We start from the raw sequence: 15,109 nt of genomic DNA, 5'->3' as shown, positions 1-15,109 counted from the left end.
GCGCGGCCCGGGAGAGCGTCAGATCGTTTGCGTCGGGCGGTCGGAGCCCAGCGCGGAGCCCAGGATCTGCTCGATCTTGACCTTGAGCTGGGTCGATTTCTCGTCGTTCGGGAAGCGCACGCCCACGCCCTGCGTGCGGTTGCCCGAGGCGCGCGCCGGCGTGATCCAGGCCACCTTGCCGGCCACGGGGTAGCGCTGGTGGTCGTCGGGCAGGGTGATCAGCACGTAGACGTCGTCGCCCAGCCGGTAGTCGCGGTCGGACGGGATGAAGATGCCACCCTCGGCGAACATCGGGATGTAGGCGGCGTAGAGCGCGGCTTTCTCGCGGATGGCGAGCTGGATGACGCTCGGACGTGGGCCGCTGAGGCCCGAGAGCTGGCTGGTGGACATCGTGAAGACCGTTCGGCGCTGAGTGGTCAGGCTTTCGAGTTTAGGGCCTGCCGCGCGGCGCTGACCAGGAATTCCGTCGCCAAACCGGCATTTAATGGATGCTCGGCCGTGCGCGCGGCCTGCCCGAGCTGCGCCCACCAGCGCGCCAGCGCGGCCGCGGCCAGCGGGCGCTGCGGCAGGTCTGCGGCGGCGAAGAAGCGCGGCGCGGCGCCCGCCTGCACCGCCATCAGGTCGTGGCAGAGCTTCTGCAGCCGCGCCACCGCTTCAGGCAGCGGCAGGCCGGCCAGCGCCGATACGTCGCCCGCGCCCAGCGCGCGCGGCAGCAGCGCCCACTGCCGGGCGCCGTCCTTGGCCTCGGCCAGGGCCAGCGCTTCGGCCGGGCGGCCGCCGGCGGCGCGCAGCAGCGCGGCGGCGTCGCCCTCGGCCAGGCCGGCGGCGGCGAGCCAGCGCAGCGCGTCGGGCTCGGCGGGCCAGGTCAGGGTGTGGCCGAGGCAGCGGCTGCGGATGGTGGGCAGCAGCAGGTGCGCGGCGTCGGTGGCCAGCACGAAGCGCACGTCGCCGGGCGGCTCCTCCAGCGTCTTGAGCAGCGCGTTGGCGGCCACGTGGTTCATGCGCTCGGCCGGGTACACCAGCACCGCCTTGCCGCGCCCTCGGCCGCTGGTGCGCTGGGCGAACTCGATGGCATCGCGCAGCGCATCGACGCGGATCTCCTTGCTGGGCTTGCGCTTCTTGTCGTCGATGTCGGCCTGCGCCTTCTCGGGCAGCGGCCAGCCGCGCGCGATCATCTCCGTTTCGGGCATCAGCACGGCCAGGTCGGTGTGGGTGTGCACGTCGATGGCGTGGCAACTGGCGCACTGGCCGCAGGCGCCTTGCGGCGTGGGTGCGTCGCACAGCCAGGCTCGCACCAGGGCCAAAGCGAGGTCGAACTGGCCCAGGCCCGAAGGGCCTTGCAGCAGCCAGGCGTGGCCGCGCTGGGCCAGCAGGGCTTGCAGCTGATCGGCGATCCAGGGGGCTTGGAGCGTGGTGCTCATCGAATCACCCTCCGTCCTACGGACTGCGGGTGTGCGCGCCTTCGGAGCAGCCGGGCGGCGCTCACAGCCACCCCCTGCCCTGCACGGCGGCATGCGCGGCGGCCCAGACGGCTTCGCGCGGCTGGTCGGCATCGATGCGGGCGAAGCGCGCCGGCTCGGCCGCCTGGCGGCGCGCGTAGCCGGCGCGCACGGCCTCGAAGAAGGCGGCGGGCTGGGCCTCGAACTTGTCCGGCACGCGGGCGCCGGACAGGCGGGTGGCGGCCACGGCGGGGGGCAGGTCGAACCACAGGGTCAGGTCGGGTTGCAGCAGGTCTTGGCCCTGCGGCGCTTGCTGGGCCTGCACCAGGCGCTCTAGCTGTAATAGCGCGCCCCAGTCGAAGCCGCGCCCGCCGCCCTGGTAGGCGAAAGTGGCGTCGGTGAAGCGGTCGCAGATCAGCACCTCGCCGCGCGCGAGCGCGGGGGCGATGACCTGGGCGATGTGGTCGCGCCGGGCGGCGAACATCAGCAGCGCCTCGGTCAGCGCGTCCATCGGCTGGTGCAGCGCCAGCGCGCGGATCTGCTCGGCCAGCGGCGTGCCGCCGGGTTCGCGCGTGAGGGTGACGGCGCGGCCGGCGGCGCGGAAGGCGTCGGCCAGGGCGTCGATGTGGGTGGATTTGCCGGCGCCGTCGATGCCTTCGAAGCTGATGAAAAGTCCTTTGGGCATTTCAACTTCTCTGGTTGCTTCTTTTTTTGTAGCTGGTGGCGCTTGGTGGGCGGGCGCTGGGGGCTTCTTTGGCTCTTAATTTCCTGGTGTTTGCCGGAGGCGCTGCTGGCCGGGATGTGCGCCCGGCGGCGCACCTACTTTCTTTTGCGTCGCCAAAAGAAAGTAGGCAAAGAAAAGGCGACCCCACTTCGCGTGTCCCCTTCGCTGCGCTGCGGGGCAACCTGCGGTGCTCGGTCGTGGGGCGGCACTGCGGAACTCGCTGCGTGCTGCGCACTACGCTCAAACAACCGCAGTGAGTCAGAGCACGAAGCATGGGCATGCTGCGCTGCCCATGCCCGCCCCACGCCCTGCGCTCCTCGGCACGCGCAGAGGGGAGTGGGAAACCACACGGGCCATCGCTGCGCTCGGCCCCCAAGGCGCAGGCGCTTTGCGCCGCGTGTGCGGGGCCGAGCGCAGCGATGGCCCGAATGGACTTCAAACCCCCTGTGGCTGCGCCTGCGGCGCGGGGCTTGCGGGGTGGCGCGTGCAGCGCAGCATGCACGCGCTTCGTGAACTGACTCGCCGCGGTTGTCTGAACGGAGCGCGCAGCGCGCAGTGAGTTCTGCGGCGCACCCCGCAAGCCCCGCGACGCAGGTTTGCCCCGTAGCGCAGCGAAGGGGTCGCAGACTTGGGGCGCACTTCTTTTGCCTACTTTTCTTGTGCGAGCAAGAAAAGTAGGTCGCCCGCCGGGGCGAACTCCCGGCCTCCGACGCATCCTCAAGCAGCAGCGGGCAATAAACACTATCGAATCCCCCGCTGATACCGATTCACCGCCCGATTGTGCTCATCCAGGCTCTGGCTGAAATGGCTGCTCCCATCGCCGCGCGCCACGAAGTAAAGCGCCTTGCTCCCCGACGGCTGCACCGCCGCCATCAGCGACGCCTTGCCCGGCATGGCGATGGGCGTCGGCGGCAGGCCGGCGCGGGTGTAGGTGTTGTAGGGCGTGTCGGCGGTCAGGTGGCTGCGCTTCAGGTCGCCGTCGAACCGGGGGCCCACGCCGTAGATCACCGTCGGGTCGGTCTGCAAGCGCATGCCGATGCGCAGGCGGTTGACGAACACCGCCGCCACGTCGGCGCGGTCTTCCGGCCGCCCGGTCTCCTTCTCGACGATGCTGGCCAGGATCAGCGCCTGCTCGGGCGACTTCAGCGGCAGGCCGGGCGCGCGCGCCTCCCAGGCCGCCGCCAGGCGCTTGTCCATCAGTTGCAGCGACTGGCGCAGCACGGCCAGCTCGCCGGAGCTCCTGGCGTAGTGGTAGGTGTCGGGGAAGAAGCGCCCCTCGGGGTGCACGCCAGGGCGGTCCAGCAACTGCATGACCTGCTCGTCCGACAGGCCGGCGGTGTCGTGCGTCAGGTGCTCGGCCTTGGCCAGCGCCTCGCGGAACTGCCTGAACGTCCAGCCTTCCACCAGCGTCACCGCCAGCACGATGCGGTCGCCGCGCACCAGCTTGTCCAGCAGCTCGCCCGGCGTCATGCCGCGCGTGACCTCGTATTCGCCGGGCTTGATGGTCTGCTCGCGCGCCGCCAGGCGGAAGTACCAGGCCAGCAGCTCGGGCCGGGTGCGCACGCCGCCCTCCACCGCCTTGGCCGCCGCCGTGCGCAGCGAGGCGCCGACGGGCACGCTGACTTCCACCTTGTCGGCCGCCAGCGCCAGCGGCTGGGTGGTCCACCACCAGCCGGCCGCGCCGGCGGCCAGGGCCGCCAGCAGCAGGATCAGCAGGATCGAAAGGAGTCGGCGCACAGCCCCAGGGTCGTCATGGAGAGGAACCGGCCATGATAATTCAGCCATGTCCATCGACCTTCACGGCATCGCCCCCCTGCCCCACCTGGGCGTGATCCGCGCCGCCGGCGAACAGGCGGCCGAGTTCCTGCAAGGCCAGCTGACGCAGGACGTGGTGCTGATGAAGCCCGGCGAAGCGCGCCTGGCCGGCTACTGCAACGCCAAGGGGCGGCTGCTGGCCAGCTTCGTGGCCTGCAAGCGCTCGCCGCAGGAGTTCTGGCTGGTGTGCAGCCGCGACCTGCTGGCGCCGACGCTGAAGAAACTGTCGATGTTCGTGCTGCGCGCCAAGGTCAAGTTGAGCGACGCCACGGACGAGCTGGCGCTCCATGGCCTGATCGGCGATGCTGCATCTTCTATAGCTGCTGGCGCAGACCAGGAAAGCGCTGGCAGCCAAAAAGACTCCGAATTCCTGGCCCCGCTGCCACCCGCCGGCGGCGCGTCACGCGCGCTGTGGATCGGTCCGGCCGGCAGCGCGCCGCCCCCCGGCCACGCGCTGTCGCCCGCGCTGTGGGACTGGGCCGCCGTGCAGAGCGGCGTGGCGACGGTGAGCGCGCCGGTCATCGAGGCCTTCGTGCCGCAGATGCTCAACTACGAATCGGTGGGCGGCGTCAGCTTCAAGAAGGGCTGCTACCCCGGGCAGGAGGTGGTGGCGCGCAGCCAGTTCCGCGGCGCCATCAAGCGGCGCGCCTTCGCCGGCCAGGTCGATGGCGTGGCGCGGGCCGGGCAGGAGGTGTTCTCGGCGGCCGAACCGGACCAGCCCGTGGGCCTGGTCGCGCAGGCGGCCGAGGCACCGCAGGGCGGCACGGCGGTGATCGTGTCCATCCACCTCGCCGCCGCCCAGGCCGCCGACCTGCGCGTGGGCGCGGCGGACGGGCCGGCGCTGACCGGCCTGCACCTGCCCTACCCGCTGCTGGAAGACATCTGACCTGACGCCCAGGTGGCCTGCGGGCATGCACCTGCTGTGCCTTTACGCCAGTCTCGTCAGCATCTGCTCTCGCTGTAACAGCTAGAATGACTGTTACGCCTGCTTGATCTTCAGGAGCCCGCCATGCAAACCATCCCCTCGCTCGAAGCCCAGAACCGCTTTGGCGAGTTGCTGGACACCGTGCAGCGCGAGCCGGTGCTCATCACCCGGCGCGGACGTCCGGTTTCGCTGGTGCTCTCGCCCGTCAACGACATTGCCGCGTTGCAGCGCCAGTTCGCGCGCGCGCTGAGTGAACTCGCGCCGTTGCGCGGCGCCGAGGCGGAGGCCGAAATCCAGCGCAGCATGGCCGGGCTGGGCGAGCAGGCCCGGCAGGAGGGCCTGACCGAGCAGGACGTGCAGCGCCTCATCGACGAAGGCTGACGCCGCGGATGCCGCCCGCCGCCGCGCCATTGGTGCAGTCGCCTCCTATCGTGCTCGACACCAACCTGCTGGTCAGCGCCGCGCTGCTGCCCGGCAGCCCGAGCGCGCAGGCGCTGACGCAGGCCGTGCTGACCCATGAACTGGCCTTCTCCGACGACACCTGGGACGAACTGCACGAAGTGCTGCACCGCCCTCGGTTCGACCGCTATTTCCCTCATGCCGGTCAACGCAGCGGCTACCTGCATGCGCTGGCCCGCGCCGCACGCTGGCACCACGTCGTCTCCACGGTCACCGACTACCGCGACCCCAGAGACAACAAGTTCCTCGCGCTCGCGCTGGACGCGCGGGCCACCACCATCGTGAGTGGTGACAGCGACCTGCTGTGCCTGCATCCGTGGCGAGGCATCGCCATCGTCCGGCCTTCTGCGTTCGTAGCTACCAGCGGGCCTTGATCAGCGGCCCCTCCGGCGGCCTCGCTTCAGCCCAGCACCCGCCGCATCCCGACGTGCGGGATGCCCACTTCCTCGTACGGCTCGCCATAGGGCGCATAGCCCAGGCGGGCGTAGAAGGGCTCGGCCGAGCGCTGCGCGCCGAGCACCACGGCGGTGTCGCCGCGCGCGCGGGCGGCCTGCTCCAGCGCCTGCACCACCTGGCGGCCGACGCCGCCGCCGCGCAGCGCGCGGTCCACCGCCATGCGGCCGATGCGCGCGGTGTGGGCGGCGCCCTCGCCCTCGCGCAGCAGCCGGCCGGTGCCCACGGGCATGCCGAGCAGGTTGGTGACGACGGCGTGCACGGCGGTGTCGTCCAGTTCGTCCCACTCGTCCTCCTGCGCGATGCCCTGCTCCTCTACGAACACGGCGGTGCGCACGGCGCGCGCGGGCGCCATCAGTTCGGCCCAGGTGCCGGTCCGCACGCGGGTGACGGGCTGGCCGGCCTCGAAGCTCTCGATCGCCGCGCGCAGCGGCTCGGGCACCGGGCGCGAGGTCTGCGCGGCCGGGTCGGCGAAGACGTAGACCAGCTCGGCGGTGGCGAGCAGCTGGTGGTCGCGGAAGATGGCGCCGACGTAGGTCATCGACGACGTGCCGATGCGGTCGCAGCGCAGGGCCACGTCGAGCGCGTCGCGCATGCGCGCGGGGGCGTTGAATTCCACCGTGGTCTTGCGCAGGAAGGTGTCGCCGCCCAACTGCCGCATGGCCTCGTCGTAGGGCAGCGCCAGCGCGCGCCAGTAGTCGGTCATGGCGCAGTCGAAATAGGCCAGGTAGTGGGCGTTGAAGACGATGTGCTGCACGTCCACCTCGGCCCAGCGCACGCGCAGGCGGTGGTGGAGGCGGAAGTCGGCGGGCTTCATGGCTTATGAATCAAATCGGGCTCCAGCGCCCGACCGGCAAGCGCTGGCAGCTATTAAAAACGTAGTTATCCTGAAAAGGCCCGGCGCAGCGCGGCGGCGGCATCGGCATGCAGTTGCCTGGCCTCGGGGATAGCGCGGCCCAGGGTGAGGAAGCCGTGCACCACGCCGCGGTAGATCTCCAGATCGACCGGCACGGCGGCGGCGCGCAGCTTGTCGGCGTACAGCACGCCCTCGTCCACCAGCGGGTCGCATTCGGCCAGGCCCACCCAGGCGGGGGCCACGCCATCGACCTCGGCGGACTTCAGCGGGGCGAAGCGCCAGTCGCCGCGGTCCACGCTGTCGATGTAGTGGTGGAAGAACCAGTCGATCAGCGCCTTGTCCAGCACCGGGCCGTGCGCGAACAGGGCGTGCGAATCGGTGTCCTGGTGGTCGGTGGTGCCGGGGTAGATCAGCAGTTGCAGCGCCAGCGGAATGCCCGAATCACGCGCGTGGATGGCGCTGACGGCCGCCAGCGTGCCGCCGGCCGAGTCGCCACCCACGGCCAGGCGGGTGGTGTCCAGGCCCAGCGCGGCGCCGCCCTCGCCCGCCAGCCAGTGCAGGGCATCGAAGCTGTCGTGCACGGCGGTCGGAAAGCGGTGCTCGGGCGCCAGCCGGTAGTCCAGCGACAGCACGGCCGCGCCGCTCAACTGCGCCAGCACGCGGCACACCGTGTCGTGCGAGTCGATGCCGCCGATGGTGAAGCCGCCGCCGTGCATGTACAGCAGCGCCGGCAGGCCGGCGGCGGTGGAATCGGCATACAGGCGCGCGGGCAGCCCGGCGCCGTCGCGCGCCGGCACGCGCAGGTCCTGCACGCGGGCGATGTCGGGCTTGGGCACGTCCAGCACGCCGGCCGCCCGGGCGTGCGCGGCCCGGGCCTCGGCCGCCGTCAGCGTGTGCATGGGCGGGTACGGGGCGCGCGCCATCAGCTCCACCATCAGGCGGGTCTGCGAGGTCAGGCGGGCGTGGATCTCGGGGCCGTGTTTCATGAGTCAAATCGGCCGACAGCGCTTGTCTGGCAAGCGCCGGCAGCTATCTTCACGATAGCAATCAGCGGAAAGTGACGGTCACCGGCTGCAAACCCGGCACGCCGTCGTAGTGCACCGTGGCCTTCAGGCCCGGCTTGGGCGGCAGCAGGGCCGAGAACGAGCCCAGGCTGACCACCTGCCCCGGCCGCAGCGAGGCGCCGACGGGCTTGAGCGCCTGCGCCAGCCACACCACCGCGTTCAGCGGGTGGCCCAGCACGTCGGATCCCTTGCCGCCGCCGAGCGCCGCGCCCTGCGCATCGACCAGGCGCACGTTCATGTCGCGCAGCTGGTCGAGCAGCGCGGCGCGGCCGGCGGCGTCCTGCGGCACCGGCAGCGGCGCGCCGCGCACGCCCAGGCGCGCGCCGACGTTGATGGCGCTGATGCCGGCGCCGTTCAGCTTGGGCGGCGACTCCACCATCAGGTCGGGCAGCTCGATGAAGGGGATGATCTGGTCCACGTGGGCCAGCACCTCGGCCGGCGTGGCGGCCTGGTTGATGGCCGCGTCCTTCACGCGCACCAGCAGGTCGGCCTCGTACAGCGGGCGGGCGCCGAAGGCGGCGTCCACGATGGCGCCGTCGTTCAGCAGCATGTCGGTGTAGAGCGCGCCCCACACCGGCTGGTCGGTGTTGAAGCGCTTCTGCACCGCCGGGTTTGTGAGCCCGGCCTTGTAGCCCGCCAGCCGGCCGGCCTGCCCGGCCAGCCGCTGTTGCAGCTTGGAGCGGGTGCAGGCGGCGTCGGCCATGGTCAGCCCCTCGGGCAGGTTGGCGGCGGGGCGGCGGGCGTTGATGTCGGCCAGCAGGCGGTTGACCTCGACCCCGCCCAGGCAGCCGGGCGTGTCGGCCACCACGGGCGCGGAGGTGCTGGCGCAGCCGGCCAGCAGGGCGGCGGTTGCGGCGACGGCGGCGAGATGGAAAGCGTGCGAACGGGGCAAGGCGGTCTCCTCGGTAGCGTGGTGTGAATGGATGCGGGTGCGCCCGGCATCGTATCCCGGAACGGCGGCGAAGAAGGCGGGCGCCGGGTGTTCAGCGCGGGGCCGGCGGCAGCGCCAGTACGTAGCCCACGCCCCGGATGCTGCGCAGCATCGGCTCGGCGGCCTGCGCGCCGACCAGGCCCAGCTTGCGCCGCAGGTTGCTGCCGTGGGTGTCCAGGCTGCGGTCGGTGACCAGCAGCGCGCGCCCCAGCACCCACTGCGTCAGCTGCGCCCGGCCCACCGGCCGGCCCTCGGCGCGCATCAGCATCGCCAGCATGCGCGACTCGGCCCGGGTGAGGCGCGCCGTCCGCGCGCCGAGCCGGGCCAGGCCGGTGGCGGGCGCCAGTTCGAGCGCCCCGAGCGTCAGCACCACGTCGCCCGCGCCCTGCCCCGCATCCGGCGCCGCGCGCACGCCGCGGCGCAGCAGGGCCCGCATGCGCGCGCGCAGCTCGCGCGGATCGAAAGGCTTGGCCAGGTAGTCGTCGGCGCCGCTTTCCAGGCCCAGGATACGGTCGCGCGCCTCGGCGCGCGCGCTGAGCATCAGCACCGGCAGGCCCGCGTGCCGCTGGCGCGCGCAGCGCAGCAGCGCGAAGCCGTCCAGCGTGGGCAGCATGACGTCGAGCACCAGCAGGTCGAAGCGCCGCCGCAGCAGCAGGTCGCGGGCCAGACCGCCGTCGTGGGCGAATTCCAGCAGCCAGGTCTCATCGGCCAGGTACTCCCCCAGCATGCGCGCCAGCCGCAGGTCGTCGTCCACCACCAGCACGCGCGGCAGGCGCCGCGCCGACGCTGGCTGTGGCCGGGCCGCCGGCCCCTGCTGCTCCTCGGATGCGCCCATGGGTATCTAAAGATTTGTAAAGACAACGTGAAAGGTTTTGCATCTTAATGACAATGATTCCTATTAGCGAGTTTTTTCGACACGGCGCCAAAGGCCGCCTGCGCGCGCGGCAGCCGATCAGTTTCATTTGCAACGAGGAAATCACGTGATCCCAGCACCCCGCTTCCGGTTGAGTCTCATCGCCCTGGCCGTCCTGGCCAGCGCCGCGGCACGCGCCCAGACGGCCGCGGAGCCCGCCAGCGGCGAGGTGCCGCAACTGGCCGACGTCACGGTCAAGGCGGCCCGGCCGGAGGCCACCGGCACCGCCGCGGACGGCTACGTCAGCAAGAAGATCACGGGCGCGGGCGCCTGGGGCGCGCGGGACCTGCAGGACACCCCCTACGCCATCACCGTGGTGCCGGAGGAGCTGATCGAAAACCTCAACGCCCAGGACATGGACCAGGTCTTCAAGGTCAACCCCACCACGCAGGAGACCGCGCGCATCGCCAGCGACGCGACCGACGGCGCCTGGGTGACCATCCGCGGGTTCCAGGTCAACTTCCCCATCGTCAACGGCATGCCCTACGTCAGCCGGGTCGGCGGCACGCCGATGATGCAGGACATCGAGCGCGTCGAGATCATCAACGGCGCCACCGGCTTCCTGTATGGCGGCGGGCGCGTGGGCGGCGCGGTGAACTACATCACCAAGAAGCCCACGCTCGATCCGCTGCGGAACGTGTCGTTCGGCACCTATGGCGGCAGCTCGTACTTCGGGCACCTCGACCTGAGCGGGCAAATCGACAAGAACCATGTGTTCGGCTACCGGCTCAACGTGCTCCACCAGGGCGGCGAGACTGCCCGGAAGGAGAAAAGAAAAATCGACGGGGCCAGCCTGGTGTTCGACCTGAAGCCGAACAAGGACTTCTATACCGACCTGCGCCTGAGCTACAAGGACACACAAAACCCCGGCCCGACGATCTTCTGGGGCGGCAACAACGGCGAGCCCATCGACTATTCCGGAGACGGCTTCCGCAGCAACCAGAGCTACACGCCGGAATGGCAGAAGCAGCTTCTCACCTCGAAAAAGATCGAGAACAGCGTCAAATGGAACATCAGCGACGTCTTCACGCTGAGAACCGGCCTGTTCTACGAGACGATCGATCGCTCCGGCAACGACGCGCGCATGCGCTACGTGAACGGCGTCGTGCAGGCCAGGTCATGGTACGGCTACCCAGGCAAGGCGGAGAACGACAAGCTCGGCGCCGCCGCCTACCTGGACTCGAAGTTCAACACCGGCGGAATACAACACACGCTGACGGTGGGCTACTCCGCCAGCAGCGAGAAGACCAAGAACAGCAGCGGCGGTTCGCAGTTCCTCATCCCCGATGCCACCACGCCCGAAGGGTTCAGGAACTTCCCGATGCCCGCCGGCTGGGGCAGCGCGGCGTCGGCGCCCTACCTCAACAACAAGACGGAGTACTCGAACGTCCTGATCGGCGACGACATCAAGTTCAACGACCAGTGGTCCGCGCTGGTGGGCGGCAACTACGCCCGCATCAAGACCAAGAGCTACCGGGGCAGCACGGGCTACGACCAGTCGGCCTTCACGCCCACGCTGTCGCTGATGTACAAGCCCATGCCCAGCCTGAGCACCTACGTCACGTACATCGAGAGCCTGGAGGCAGGCTCCGTCGTCTCGGGCGACGACTACGTCAACAAGGACGAGGTGCTGCCGCCCTACACCAGCAAGCAATATGAAATCGGCGGAAAGTACAGCCTGAACGACCGGGTGATGATCAACGCGGCCCTGTTCCGGATCGAGAAGGCCAATATCTACGACGTGGATCTCGGCGGCGCCTCGCCGAACATCAGGCGGACACAGGACGGCAAACAGATCCACCAGGGCCTGGAAGTCGGCATCACGGGCAGGGTGACGGACAACCTCACGCTGGTGGCCGGCGCCACGGTGATGGACCTGAGCCTCGCCAAGAACACCAACCCGGCGCTGGACGGCAAGAAACCCAGCGGAGCCGCCAGCCGCATGGCCAAGATCTATGCCGAGTACAGGGTTCCGGGCGTCCCCGGGCTGACCCTGTCCGGCGGCGCCTTCTACACGGGCAAAAAGTACGACGACGACGCGAACACCCTCGTCGTGCCCGCCTACACCCTGTTCGATGCGGGCGTGCGGTACGCCACCAGGCTGGGCGGCTACCCGACGACGTTCAACTTCACCGTGCAGAACATCGCGGACAAGGTGTACTGGTCGAATACCAGGGCGCAAGGCAACCCGAGAACGTTCGCCTTCACCGTGAAGGCGATGTTCTAGGCAGGCCAGCACACGCGGGCTTTGTGGTTAGGATCGGAGACCCCGCTCACACTACCGCAAAGCCCGTTCGCCATGGCCCTGATCCTGTACCTGACCCAGATCGAGTTCGACTTCGGCGCCCTCGCCCAACTGGGCGCACACTGCGAGCGCGTGGGCATCGCCCGGCCGCTGGTCGTCACCGACGCCGGCGTACGCGCCGCCGGGCTGCTGGCCCCCGTGGAGCAGGCGCTGGGCGGGCGGCCGCACGCGGTGTTCGACGGCACGCCCTCCAACCCCACCGAGGCCGCCGTGCGCGCCGCCGCCGAGGTGTACCGTGCCGAGGGCTGCGACGGCCTGATCGCCCTGGGCGGCGGCAGCGCCATCGACTGCGCCAAGGGCGTGGCCATCGCCGCCACGCACCCCGGGCCGCTGGCGACCTACGCCACCATCGAGGGCGGCTCGCCCAGGATCACCGAGGCCGTGGCGCCGCTGATCGCCATCCCCACGACCGCCGGCACCGGCAGCGAGGTGGCGCGCGGCGCCATCGTCATCGTGGACGACGGCCGCAAGCTGGGCTTCCACAGCTGGAGCCTGATGCCCAAGGCCGCCATCTGCGACCCGGCGCTGACGCTGGGCCTGCCGCCCAAGCTCACGGCCGCCACGGGCATGGATGCCATCGCGCACTGCATGGAGACCTTCATGGCACCGGCCTTCAACCCGCCGGCCGACGGCATCGCGCTGGAGGGGCTGCGGCGCGGCTGGGCGCACATCGAGCGCGCCACGCAAAACGGCGGCGACCGCGACGCGCGCCTGAACATGATGGCCGCCAGCGTGCACGGCGCCATGGCGTTCCAGAAGGGGCTGGGCTGCGTGCACTCGCTCAGCCACAGCCTGGGCGGCATCGACCCGCGCACGCACCACGGCACACTGAACGCGGTCTTCCTGCCGGCGGTGATCCGCTTCAACGCCGGCGCCGAATCGATTCAGAAAGAGGAGCGCCTGGCGCGCATGGCGCAGGCGATGGGGCTCGATTCAAACACCGACGTGGCCGAGGCCGTCAAGGCCATGACGGGCCGCCTCGGCCTGCCCACCGGCCTGCGCGAGCTGGGCGTGACCGAGGGCATGTTCGACAAGATCATCCACCACGCCCTGCTCGACCACTGCCACAAGACCAACCCGCGCATCGCCTCGCCGCAGGACTACCGGCGCATGCTGGCCGAGTCGATGTAGCCGGCCTCGCACCGGCGGCGGCAACGTTCACCGGGCGCCGAAGCGCCCGCGGCAGCCACGGCTGACCCAGATGTCGCCGCTGCGCGTGGTGCCCCAGCTCTGGCCCTCGCGGCAGGCGGCGCTGGACAACTGCTCCAGCAGGCGCGGGCGGTCCGCGCGTGAATTCCATGGGCAGGTGATGGTCTGCTGGTCCTCGCTGGCGCAGATCACGCTGCGGTCCCAGCCGCCGCTCCAGGCGCCCCCGTGGGCCGCGAACTCGGCGCGGCAGCCCCGATTGACCCACACGCGGTCGCCGCGCGTGCCCCAGGTGCGGCCTTCCACGCAGGCCGAGTCCGACAACTGGCGCACCAGCTCGATGCGCGCGCGGCCGGGCACGCGGCATTCGCGGTAGCTGCCGTTGTCGCTCTCGCAGCGCACCAGTTGCTCCTGGCGCTCCTGGCCGCCCTGATCCCAGCCCACCACGGGTGGCCGGCTGGCTCCCACGGGCTGGCCGGAGCCGCCTTGCCCCGGCGGATAGCCGCCCGGGCCGCCGGCCTCGGCGAAGCGCGCGCGGCAACCCTCGCGCACCCAGACGCCGCCGCGCCCACTGTTACCCCAGTTGCCGCCTTCGACGCAGCGGGTGCTGGAGAGGTTCTCCACCAACACCGCGCCGCCGCGAAAGCCCGTGGCGCACTCGCGGTAGCCGCCGTCCTGGCTTTCGCACACGATGCTGCGCCCCTGCTGCGGGTAGCCCATGGGCTGGGCCTGGGCCCAGTGCGAAGGCAGCGCGGCCGCGGACAGCAGCAGCGCGGTGGAAAGATGGCGCATGGCGAAAACCTCCTCGTCGCTTGAATAGGTGTTGCAGAACTTTTCCGCAGCCATGTTACCGCGCACCATGCCGGAAAGGCGTGACAGGGCGTACGCCGGGACACTGTCCCACAGCGGCTGCGGCCGCCGCAGCCGAGCCAGGCTGCCGGCGGCCTCGGCCTTCATCCAGGCCAGCACGCACCCAGCGCGGGCGGATCAGGGCATCCCAGGGACCACGGTGCCGGTTACACCTCGCCCGGCCAACCGGCCGGAACCTGGATGGCATTCATCTTGACGCCCAGCACGTCGAACAGCAGCTTGGCGTTCGAGTACTCGTAGTAGTGGACGATCTTCCCGTCCCGCATGCGGAAGGTGTGGAAGTAGCGGTTCTCGTAAGTCTTGCGCTCGCCGTAGGCGGGGTAGTAGATGCCGCCCGTGCCATCGGACATCACCATGAACAGGTTGGGATCCTGGGTCTGGAAGATGACGTTGTTGTTGAACACGTAGTCCGGGAAATAGACCATGTTCCACTCGGTGCACTGGCGCGCCTTGTCCTTGCCCATGCACACCGGCAGGCCGGCGGCGCCGCTGGTGCACTCGCCGCCGTCGACGTACAGGTCCCAGCGACGGTTGCGCTCGTCGTAGGTGCGCGCATCCACGTACTGGCGGATGCAGGCGATGTTCTTTGCGCGCAGGGCCTCGTCGCCGGCGGGGATCACGTCCGGGTGCGCCGGGTCGCTGTACTGCGGCTTCGGATAGGGGTCGTAGGCGACTTCCTCGGGCGTGTGCTCGGGCCAGCCCGGGGGGCCGTCCAGATGGGGGATCTCCAGCCCCAGGGCCACGTACATGCCCAGCAGGTTGGAGTACTCGAAGTACTCCTTCATCCGGCCGCCCTGCATGCGGATGAGGTGGAAGTACACGTTGTCGTACTGCCGCTCGCCGCCATAGGCCGGGAAGTTGATGCCGCCCGTGCCCTTGGACATGACGCAGTAGTAGTCCGGGTCGGTCGACTGGAAGATGATGTTGTCGTTGAAGACGTAGTTGGGGAAATACACGAGGTTCCACTCGGTGCACTTGCGGGCGATCTCCTTGCCCTTCAGGGGCACGCCCGCGACGGCGCCGCTGGTGCAGTCGTCCACGTACAGCTCCCAGCGGCGGCCGCGCTGCTCGGGCGTGCGCGCATCCACGTACTGACGGATGCAGGCGATGTTCTGGGCGCGCTGGTCGTCGTGCGCCTGGGAAATGACGTCTTGGCTCATGGCAGTTCAGTTTCTTGAGGAGTCTTCGGAAGCCGGGAGCCACGCGGGC

General features: G+C 70.2%; 15 protein-coding genes. 5 read left to right on the top strand and 10 right to left on the bottom strand.

The annotated features are described in order from the left end of the window. Positions 1 to 18: 18 nt before the first annotated feature. The 4 genes from QM772_RS00760 to mltG form a co-directional block, all read right to left on the bottom strand. Complete coding sequence (locus QM772_RS00760) at positions 19 to 390, bottom strand: PilZ domain-containing protein (RefSeq protein WP_415133199.1); 372 nt, start codon at positions 388 to 390, stop codon at positions 19 to 21. Positions 391 to 416: 26 nt separating this feature from the next. Further along, a complete protein-coding gene (locus QM772_RS00755) occupies positions 417 to 1,421 on the bottom strand; it encodes a DNA polymerase III subunit delta' (protein ID WP_415133197.1) in 1,005 nt (334 codons plus the stop codon). A gap of 61 nt (positions 1,422 to 1,482) precedes the next feature. Then, positions 1,483 to 2,124, bottom strand: coding sequence for a dTMP kinase (gene tmk / locus QM772_RS00750; RefSeq protein WP_415133196.1), 642 nt, complete (start codon positions 2,122 to 2,124; stop codon positions 1,483 to 1,485). A 780-nt stretch (positions 2,125 to 2,904) separates the two neighbouring features. Next, the gene (gene mltG, locus QM772_RS00745; RefSeq protein ID WP_415133194.1) at positions 2,905 to 3,900 is read right to left on the bottom strand and encodes an endolytic transglycosylase MltG; all 996 of its coding nucleotides are present in this window, start codon (positions 3,898 to 3,900) and stop codon (positions 2,905 to 2,907) included. Between the two features lie 46 nt (positions 3,901 to 3,946). On the opposite strand from mltG, the gene QM772_RS00740 reads away from it, so the two are divergent. From QM772_RS00740 to QM772_RS00730, 3 genes are all read left to right on the top strand, one after another. Continuing rightward, a complete protein-coding gene (locus tag QM772_RS00740; protein WP_415133192.1) occupies positions 3,947 to 4,864 on the top strand; it encodes a YgfZ/GcvT domain-containing protein in 918 nt (305 codons plus the stop codon). 123 nt (positions 4,865 to 4,987) lie between these two features. Further along, positions 4,988 to 5,284, top strand: a complete 297-nt coding sequence (locus tag QM772_RS00735; RefSeq protein ID WP_415133190.1) for a type II toxin-antitoxin system Phd/YefM family antitoxin — start codon at positions 4,988 to 4,990, stop codon at positions 5,282 to 5,284. Positions 5,285 to 5,316: 32 nt separating this feature from the next. Further along, positions 5,317 to 5,736 carry a putative toxin-antitoxin system toxin component, PIN family gene (locus QM772_RS00730; protein WP_415133188.1) on the top strand — a complete coding sequence of 140 codons (420 nt, stop codon included), beginning with the start codon at positions 5,317 to 5,319 and terminating at the stop codon, positions 5,734 to 5,736. Positions 5,737 to 5,762: 26 nt separating this feature from the next. Here QM772_RS00730 and QM772_RS00725 read toward each other — a convergent pair whose 3' ends face one another. The 4 genes from QM772_RS00725 to QM772_RS00710 all read right to left on the bottom strand — a co-directional run bounded on the left by QM772_RS00725 (position 5,763) and on the right by QM772_RS00710 (position 9,501). Beyond that, positions 5,763 to 6,632 (bottom strand): YbgC/FadM family acyl-CoA thioesterase, encoded by an 870-nt coding sequence (locus tag QM772_RS00725; protein ID WP_415133186.1) that lies wholly within the window; start codon positions 6,630 to 6,632, stop codon positions 5,763 to 5,765. Between the two features lie 65 nt (positions 6,633 to 6,697). Then, the gene (locus QM772_RS00720; protein ID WP_415133184.1) at positions 6,698 to 7,657 is read right to left on the bottom strand and encodes an alpha/beta hydrolase; all 960 of its coding nucleotides are present in this window, start codon (positions 7,655 to 7,657) and stop codon (positions 6,698 to 6,700) included. Positions 7,658 to 7,718: 61 nt separating this feature from the next. Then, the gene (locus tag QM772_RS00715) at positions 7,719 to 8,627 is read right to left on the bottom strand and encodes a 2-keto-4-pentenoate hydratase (RefSeq protein ID WP_415133182.1); all 909 of its coding nucleotides are present in this window, start codon (positions 8,625 to 8,627) and stop codon (positions 7,719 to 7,721) included. A 91-nt stretch (positions 8,628 to 8,718) separates the two neighbouring features. Continuing rightward, positions 8,719 to 9,501 (bottom strand): response regulator transcription factor, encoded by a 783-nt coding sequence (locus tag QM772_RS00710; RefSeq protein ID WP_415133180.1) that lies wholly within the window; start codon positions 9,499 to 9,501, stop codon positions 8,719 to 8,721. Between the two features lie 145 nt (positions 9,502 to 9,646). Here QM772_RS00710 and QM772_RS00705 point away from each other — a divergent pair, with 145 nt between their 5' ends. Then, on the top strand, positions 9,647 to 11,806 hold the full coding sequence (locus QM772_RS00705; RefSeq protein WP_415133178.1) for a TonB-dependent siderophore receptor: 2,160 nt from the start codon (positions 9,647 to 9,649) through the stop codon (positions 11,804 to 11,806). A 72-nt stretch (positions 11,807 to 11,878) separates the two neighbouring features. Next, entirely contained in the window at positions 11,879 to 13,015 is a 1,137-nt protein-coding gene (locus QM772_RS00700) for an iron-containing alcohol dehydrogenase (protein WP_415133176.1), read from the top strand. 27 nt (positions 13,016 to 13,042) lie between these two features. Here the strand turns inward: QM772_RS00700 and QM772_RS00695 are convergent, their stop codons facing one another. Then, entirely contained in the window at positions 13,043 to 13,822 is a 780-nt protein-coding gene (locus QM772_RS00695) for a DUF3011 domain-containing protein (RefSeq protein WP_415133174.1), read from the bottom strand. Positions 13,823 to 14,046: 224 nt separating this feature from the next. Further along, positions 14,047 to 15,060 carry a PhzA/PhzB family protein gene (locus QM772_RS00690; protein WP_415133172.1) on the bottom strand — a complete coding sequence of 338 codons (1,014 nt, stop codon included), beginning with the start codon at positions 15,058 to 15,060 and terminating at the stop codon, positions 14,047 to 14,049. Positions 15,061 to 15,109 lie beyond the last annotated feature (49 nt).

Source organism: Ottowia sp. (genome assembly GCF_047601385.1).
In the GTDB taxonomy this organism is placed as follows: domain Bacteria; phylum Pseudomonadota; class Gammaproteobacteria; order Burkholderiales; family Burkholderiaceae_C; genus Ottowia.
The sequence above is the reverse complement of the archived record's forward strand: the minus strand, read 5'-3'. Positions and strand labels throughout refer to the sequence as shown.